A 5,419-nucleotide genomic window follows, 5' to 3' on the forward strand; every position below is an offset into this window, starting at 1 on the left:
CGCCGCGACCGTGAACGCGATCGTGAACCCGAGCCGGTGGTACCGGTCCCGCCGACCGCGCAGCAGCGCGAACGCGTACACCGACGCGACCAGGCAGCCGCCGACCAGGTACGCCGCGACCACCATGTGCGCGGCCTGCCAGGGCATCGACTCGTTGAAGATGACCCGCACCGGGTCGACGGCGACGATCGTGCCGTCCGCGCCGAGCGTGTACCCGGTGGGCGCGTTCATCCAGGCGTTCGCCGCGACCACCGACACCGAGCCCAGCACGCCCGCCAGCACGATCGGCACCCCGGTCCAGAAGTGCGGCCACGGCCGCAGCCGCCGCCAGCCGAAGATGTAGATCGCCACGAAGATCGCCTCGAGGAAGAAGAAGATCCCCTCGAAGGCGAACGGCACCCCGAACGCGTCGCCCCACTGCGCCATGAACCGCGGCCAGAGCAGCCCGAACTCGAAGCTCAGCACCGTGCCGGTCACCGCGCCGACCGCGAACGTCACCGCCATGTACTTCGACCAGCGCTGCGCGAGCTCCAGGGCGTCGCGGTCGCCGTGCCGCACCCCGCGGTAGTTCGCGATCAGCGCCATCGCCGCCCACGAGACGCCCAGCGGCACCAGGATGATGTGGAACCCGAGCGTGAACGCCATCTGCGAGCGGGCCCACGGGACGGGGTCGACCGCGCTCACGGCCGCCGCGGCAGCGGCGAGCTGGTCGACAGAGGGCACCACGCGTCTCCTCACCCGTACGGGGGCGACCGCGTGCGGCGGCGCCCGTCCGGGGGGACGTGGCGACGATATCGGACATACCGGACACTGCGACAGGGGTCCCGCGCTCGGGGTGCGCGCACGTGGGACGCGCGTAGCGTCGGGAGCACGCAGGGCCGCGGCGCTCCGCACGCGGCCTGCCCCCGCGCGAAGGAGACCGCCATGACCACCACGCCGGACCCCCGGGACGAGCCGGTCCGCACGCCCGCCGAGCCGCCGACCCGCCCGTCGAGCCCCGGGCCCGACCCGGACGACATCAACCAGGACGACCCGCAGCACCTCGAGCACCGCGCCGCGCGCGCGTCGGGCGCCGTCGGGGCCGGGACCGAGGGGGTCCCGGGGGTGCCGTCCGGGGCGCCGGGGACCGCGCGGCCGACGAGCCCCGGGCCGGAGCCGGAGGACGTCGACCGCTGAGGGGCGGCGCGGGGCAGGCCGGCGTCGCAGGGCGGGCCGGCACCGCCGGGCGGGTCAGCGCCGGCGGCGGAAGTACCAGACCCGCGTCGCGAGCGAGCAGGCGAACAGCACGAGCACCCCGGCGATCGTGACCGCCGGGGTGCTCGTGACGACTCCGCCCAGGGTCAGCGCACCCCCGAGCACGAGGGTCGCGACGATCCGGATGATCGCGGGGCGGTCGTCGGCCGGCAGGCGGGGTGCGTCAGGCATGGCACGAGCCTCGCACGGCTCAGGCGTGCCCGAGGTGCTCGTGCGACCGGTGCGACGCGGGCTCGATCTGGAACGTCGAGTGCTCGACCGAGATCGGGAAGTGCGTGGCCAGGCAGTCCTGGAGCTGGTCGAGGATGCGGGCGGTGTGCCCGTCGGAGAAGCACTCGTCGTCGACGGTGAGGTGCGCGGTGACCACCGGCAGCCCGGTGGCGACGAGCGAGGCGTGCAGGTCGTGCACGGCGCGCACGTGCTCCACGCCGAGCAGGTGCTCGCGCACCGCGTCGAGGTCGAGCCCGGGCGGGGTGGACTCCAGCAGCACGGCGCTCGTCTCGCGGAGCAGCCGGATCGCGCGCGGCACGATCAGCGCGCCGATGAGCAGACCGGCGACGGCGTCGGCCTGCTGCCAGCCGGTGGTGGCGATGACGACCGCCGCCACGATGACGCCGACCGACCCCAGCGCGTCGTTGAGCACCTCCAGGAACGCCGCGCGCAGGTTGAAGTTCGCCTTCCGCCCGCCCGCGAGCACCGCGATGGCGACGAGGTTCGCGACCAGGCCGATCACGCCGAACACGATCAGCTCGGTCGAGGGCACGTCGGGCGGCTCGACCAGGCGGCGCACGCCCTCGACCAGCACGTACCCGCCGACGGCGAGCAGCACCGCGGACTGCGCCAGCGCGCCCAGCACCTCCGCCCGGCGGTAGCCCCAGGTCCGCCGCGACGTCGCCGGCTTGAGCGACAGGTGCGCGGCGACCAGCGCCATCGCCAGGCCCGCCGCGTCGGTGAGCATGTGGGCGGTGTCGACGAGCAGCGCGAGGCTGCCGGTGAGCGCGGCGCCGACCGCCTGGGCGACCAGGACGGTCGCCGTGAGGCCGAACGCGATCGCGAGCCGGCGGCGGTGGTCGGCCGGGGCGCCGGTGCCCGCGGGACCGTGCCCGTGGTCGTGCCCGTGGCTCACCGCCCGGCCTCCGTCAGGTGCGCGCACGCCTCCGGGCTCGACCCGCCGTCCAGCAGGTCCTCCGCCGCGCCGACCAGGGTCGCGAGCCGACCGGGGTCGGCGATCGCGTAGATCGAGGACCGCCCCCGCTGCCGCACCGTGACCAGCCCGCAGTCGCGCAGGCAGGCCAGGTGCGCGCTCACCGTGGACTGGGCGAGGCCGAGGTGGTCCGTGAGCTCGCGCACCGAGTGCTCCCCCGTGAACAGGTGCCGCAGCATCGTCAGCCGGGCGGGCTCCCCCAGGGCGCGGAACAGCGCGGCCGTCGGCGCGGTGAGCGCTGCGTCGTCGGCGGAACGGGCGTCGTTCTCATTATCGACCACTGGGGATGTCATCGCCATGTGGCGATGATAGGACGTCCGGGGCCCGGCGCGTCACCCGGTGTCCCGGCCGGCCGGCGGACCGGGCCCGCGTCCGCCGGCGCTCCCGGCCGCGGCGTGGACCGGGCTGGGGATCCTGCTCGTCGTGGCGCTCGCCGTCTTCGCGACCCGGTCCGGTCGTGGCGATCCACCAGATCGCGCACCTCGGCGACACGGTCGGGGACCTCCCGCGCCCCTGGCTCGACCGGCGGCCCGGCGGGACTCGTCCGCGTCGCCCACCCGACAGGAGCCCCGAGCGCGCGGGACGTAGCCTGCCGTCGTGAGCCCCCGCGCGACCGGCGACCCGTCCGGGACGCCGCCCCGGCACGCCCGCGGCGCGACCCGGCGGTCGCGGCTGCGCGGCACCGCGGCGGCCGCGCTCGCCGCGGTGGTGCTCACCGCCGCGCCGCTCGCGTGGCTGGTCGCGGACGGCTCCCCCGCGCCGGCGACCTCGGCGACCGCGGAGCCGGCCGCGCGCGCGGCAGCCCCGGATGCCGCGCCCTCCGCGACGCCCGCACCCACCCCCGCGTGCACGCCCGCGCCGCTGGAGCAGCGCGCGGCGGCCGTGCTCGTCGTCGGGCTGCCCGGCGTCACCCGCGTGGGAGACCCGCTCGCTCAGGAGGTCGTCGCGCTCGGCGTCGGCGGCGTGTTCCTCGCGGGCGGAAACGCGAGGAGCGGCGACCAGGTGTCGGCGCTCACGACGGGGCTGCGCGCCGCGGCCGGGCGACCGCTGCTCGTGGCCACCGACGAGGAGTCGGGGCGGGTCGCCCACATGCGCGACGTCGTCGGGCCCGGCCCGTCGCCGCGCCGGATGGCCGCGCAGGAGTCGCCCGACGACGTCCGCGCGCGGGCCGCGGAGACCGGTCAGGCGCTGTCCGCCGCCGGCGTCGGCCTGGACCTGGCGCCCGTGCTGGACCTCGACGACGGGCCCGCCGGCGGGGTGATCGGCGACCGGTCCTTCAGCGCCGACCCGGAGGAGGCCGCGGCGTACGGGCTCGCGTACGCGCGCGGCCTCGCCGACGCGGGCGTCACCGCGGCGGTCAAGCACTTCCCCGGCCACGGCCGCTCGGCCGTCGACTCGCACCGGGAGTCGTCCCTCGTCGAGGCCGACCTGGAGGAGCTGGCGACGACCGACCTCCTCCCCTTCCAGCGCGCCGTCGACGCGGGTGCGCCCGTCGTCATGCTCAACCACCTGCAGTACGCCGCGCTCGACCCGGACCTGCCCGCGTCCCTGAGCCCGCGCGCGTACGCCCTCCTGCGCGACATGGGCTTCCGGGGCGTCGCCATGACGGACTCGGTGGGCATGGGCGCGGTCAACCTCCGCTGGGACTTCCCCGACGCGGCGGTCCAGGCGGTCGCCGCCGGCGCCGACGCCGTGCTGGCGACCGACGGCCACCACGCGGCCCGTATGCGGGACGGGCTCGTCGCCGCCGTGCAGGACGGGACGCTGCCGGAGGCCCGGCTGTCGGAGGCGGCGGCGCGCGTCACCGCCCTCGCGGGCGGCGACCCCGTGGCGATGTCCTGCCTCGACGTCGACCTGCCGCGGCTCGACCTCGCCCCCGGCGAGGGAGCCGCCGCGGCAGCAGGAGCGGGAGCGGGAGCGGGAGCGGCAGCGACCGGGCCGTGAGGCCTGCGTCCCGCGTGGGGACGGCGACGGTTGCCACCACCGCACCGCCGACGCGGTACCTTCGACCTCGTCGTCGCCGCCGCGTCCCCCGCTGCGGCCGGCGGCGCGGGAGCGCACCCGAGGGATCCGCCGGCCGGGCCCTCGCCTCCCGGGCCTCTAGCTCAACTGGCAGAGCAGCGGACTTTTAATCCGCGGGTTGTGGGTTCGATCCCCACGGGGCCCACCTACACGGGGCGCTGACCAGCGGAAACGCTCGCATCGCGAACCCGGTCGGCCGTCGACGGGGCCCGACCCGCCGCTTACCCGCCGGAAACTCTGGAGTCGGCCCGCCGCTTGCGCTCCTCTCATCCGCGGTGGGCCAGGCACTCGACAGCTGCGCCGACATGTCTGCCGAGCTCCGCGACCGAGTCGGCGCGGAGCTCGCGGACGACGTACCCGCGCGGCCGAGTGAACTCGATGGCCCAGCGTCCGGGCTCGTCGACGACCACGGTCACGCCACGGATGGCGGAGCCGGCGGGCTGCAGGTCGATGTGCCCGGCGGCGGGCAGGCACTGTGCTGCCGTGACGATGTCGCGCGGGTGCAGCAGGACGGCGAGGGGCGAGCCGCCGCCGTCGGGCGTCCAGACCTGCCAGCGGAGCCCCGGTGGTGCGCCGAGCTCTAGGGCGGCCGGGAGAGGGAAGCCGGTAGCGACAGCCGCTGCGGTCCGGGCGGCGAGCGCGACGGGCAGCAGATCGGCGGTCGGCGCGCTTGGGTCGTGCGGGCGAGCGAGGAGCCATCGTGCACGCTCGTGCGGACCCTCGACGCTCACCGCGGTGGCGTGGCAGCTGCAGGCTGCAGGGTGCAGATGTAGCTCGTTGACGGGGCCGAGTGCGTCGACGCCGCGACCGGCAAGCAGCGCCCGCTCCGCCGACCGCGCGAGCGCGGCACGGACCCGAAGGCCACCGACCGCTTCGTGGTCACCGCCGTCGAGGACCAGGCGGCCCGCGGTCACCGCGTCGGCTCCGGCGCCAGCAACG

The 5,419-nt window shown here is 76.6% G+C and carries 7 protein-coding genes and 1 tRNA gene; 3 read left to right on the forward strand and 5 right to left on the reverse strand.

The window, feature by feature from the left end; translation table 11 throughout:
- The coding region (locus VER05_RS09685) for a cytochrome ubiquinol oxidase subunit I (protein WP_324845156.1) at positions 1-723 on the reverse strand (723 nt) is incomplete at its 3' end.
- 201 nt (positions 724-924) lie between these two features.
- Here VER05_RS09685 and VER05_RS09690 point away from each other — a divergent pair.
- Positions 925-1,176, forward strand: a complete 252-nt coding sequence (locus tag VER05_RS09690) for a hypothetical protein (protein ID WP_324845157.1) — start codon at positions 925-927, stop codon at positions 1,174-1,176.
- Between the two features lie 54 nt (positions 1,177-1,230).
- On the opposite strand, the gene VER05_RS09695 is transcribed toward VER05_RS09690, so the two are convergent.
- The 3 genes from VER05_RS09695 to VER05_RS09705 are packed head-to-tail and all read right to left on the reverse strand — an operon-like array spanning position 1,231 to position 2,757.
- Complete coding sequence (locus VER05_RS09695; RefSeq protein WP_324845158.1) at positions 1,231-1,425, reverse strand: hypothetical protein; 195 nt, start codon at positions 1,423-1,425, stop codon at positions 1,231-1,233.
- A gap of 19 nt (positions 1,426-1,444) precedes the next feature.
- Entirely contained in the window at positions 1,445-2,380 is a 936-nt protein-coding gene (locus VER05_RS09700; RefSeq protein WP_324845159.1) for a cation diffusion facilitator family transporter, read from the reverse strand.
- A complete protein-coding gene (locus VER05_RS09705) occupies positions 2,377-2,757 on the reverse strand; it encodes a metalloregulator ArsR/SmtB family transcription factor (RefSeq protein ID WP_324845160.1) in 381 nt (126 codons plus the stop codon). The genes VER05_RS09700 and VER05_RS09705 overlap by 4 nt, the downstream gene beginning before the upstream one ends.
- 298 nt (positions 2,758-3,055) lie before the next feature.
- Here VER05_RS09705 and VER05_RS09710 point away from each other — a divergent pair, with 298 nt between their 5' ends.
- The gene (locus VER05_RS09710; RefSeq protein WP_324845161.1) at positions 3,056-4,402 is read left to right on the forward strand and encodes a glycoside hydrolase family 3 N-terminal domain-containing protein; all 1,347 of its coding nucleotides are present in this window, start codon (positions 3,056-3,058) and stop codon (positions 4,400-4,402) included.
- Between the two features lie 150 nt (positions 4,403-4,552).
- Positions 4,553-4,625, forward strand: a tRNA-Lys gene (locus VER05_RS09715).
- Positions 4,626-4,746: 121 nt separating this feature from the next.
- Here VER05_RS09715 and VER05_RS09720 read toward each other — a convergent pair.
- Positions 4,747-5,419, reverse strand: a 673-nt coding sequence (locus tag VER05_RS09720; protein ID WP_324845162.1) for a hypothetical protein, incomplete at its 5' end; no start/stop codon positions are given.

It is taken from the genome of Cellulomonas sp. (genome assembly GCF_035634735.1).
GTDB lineage: Bacteria > Actinomycetota > Actinomycetes > Actinomycetales > Cellulomonadaceae > Cellulomonas.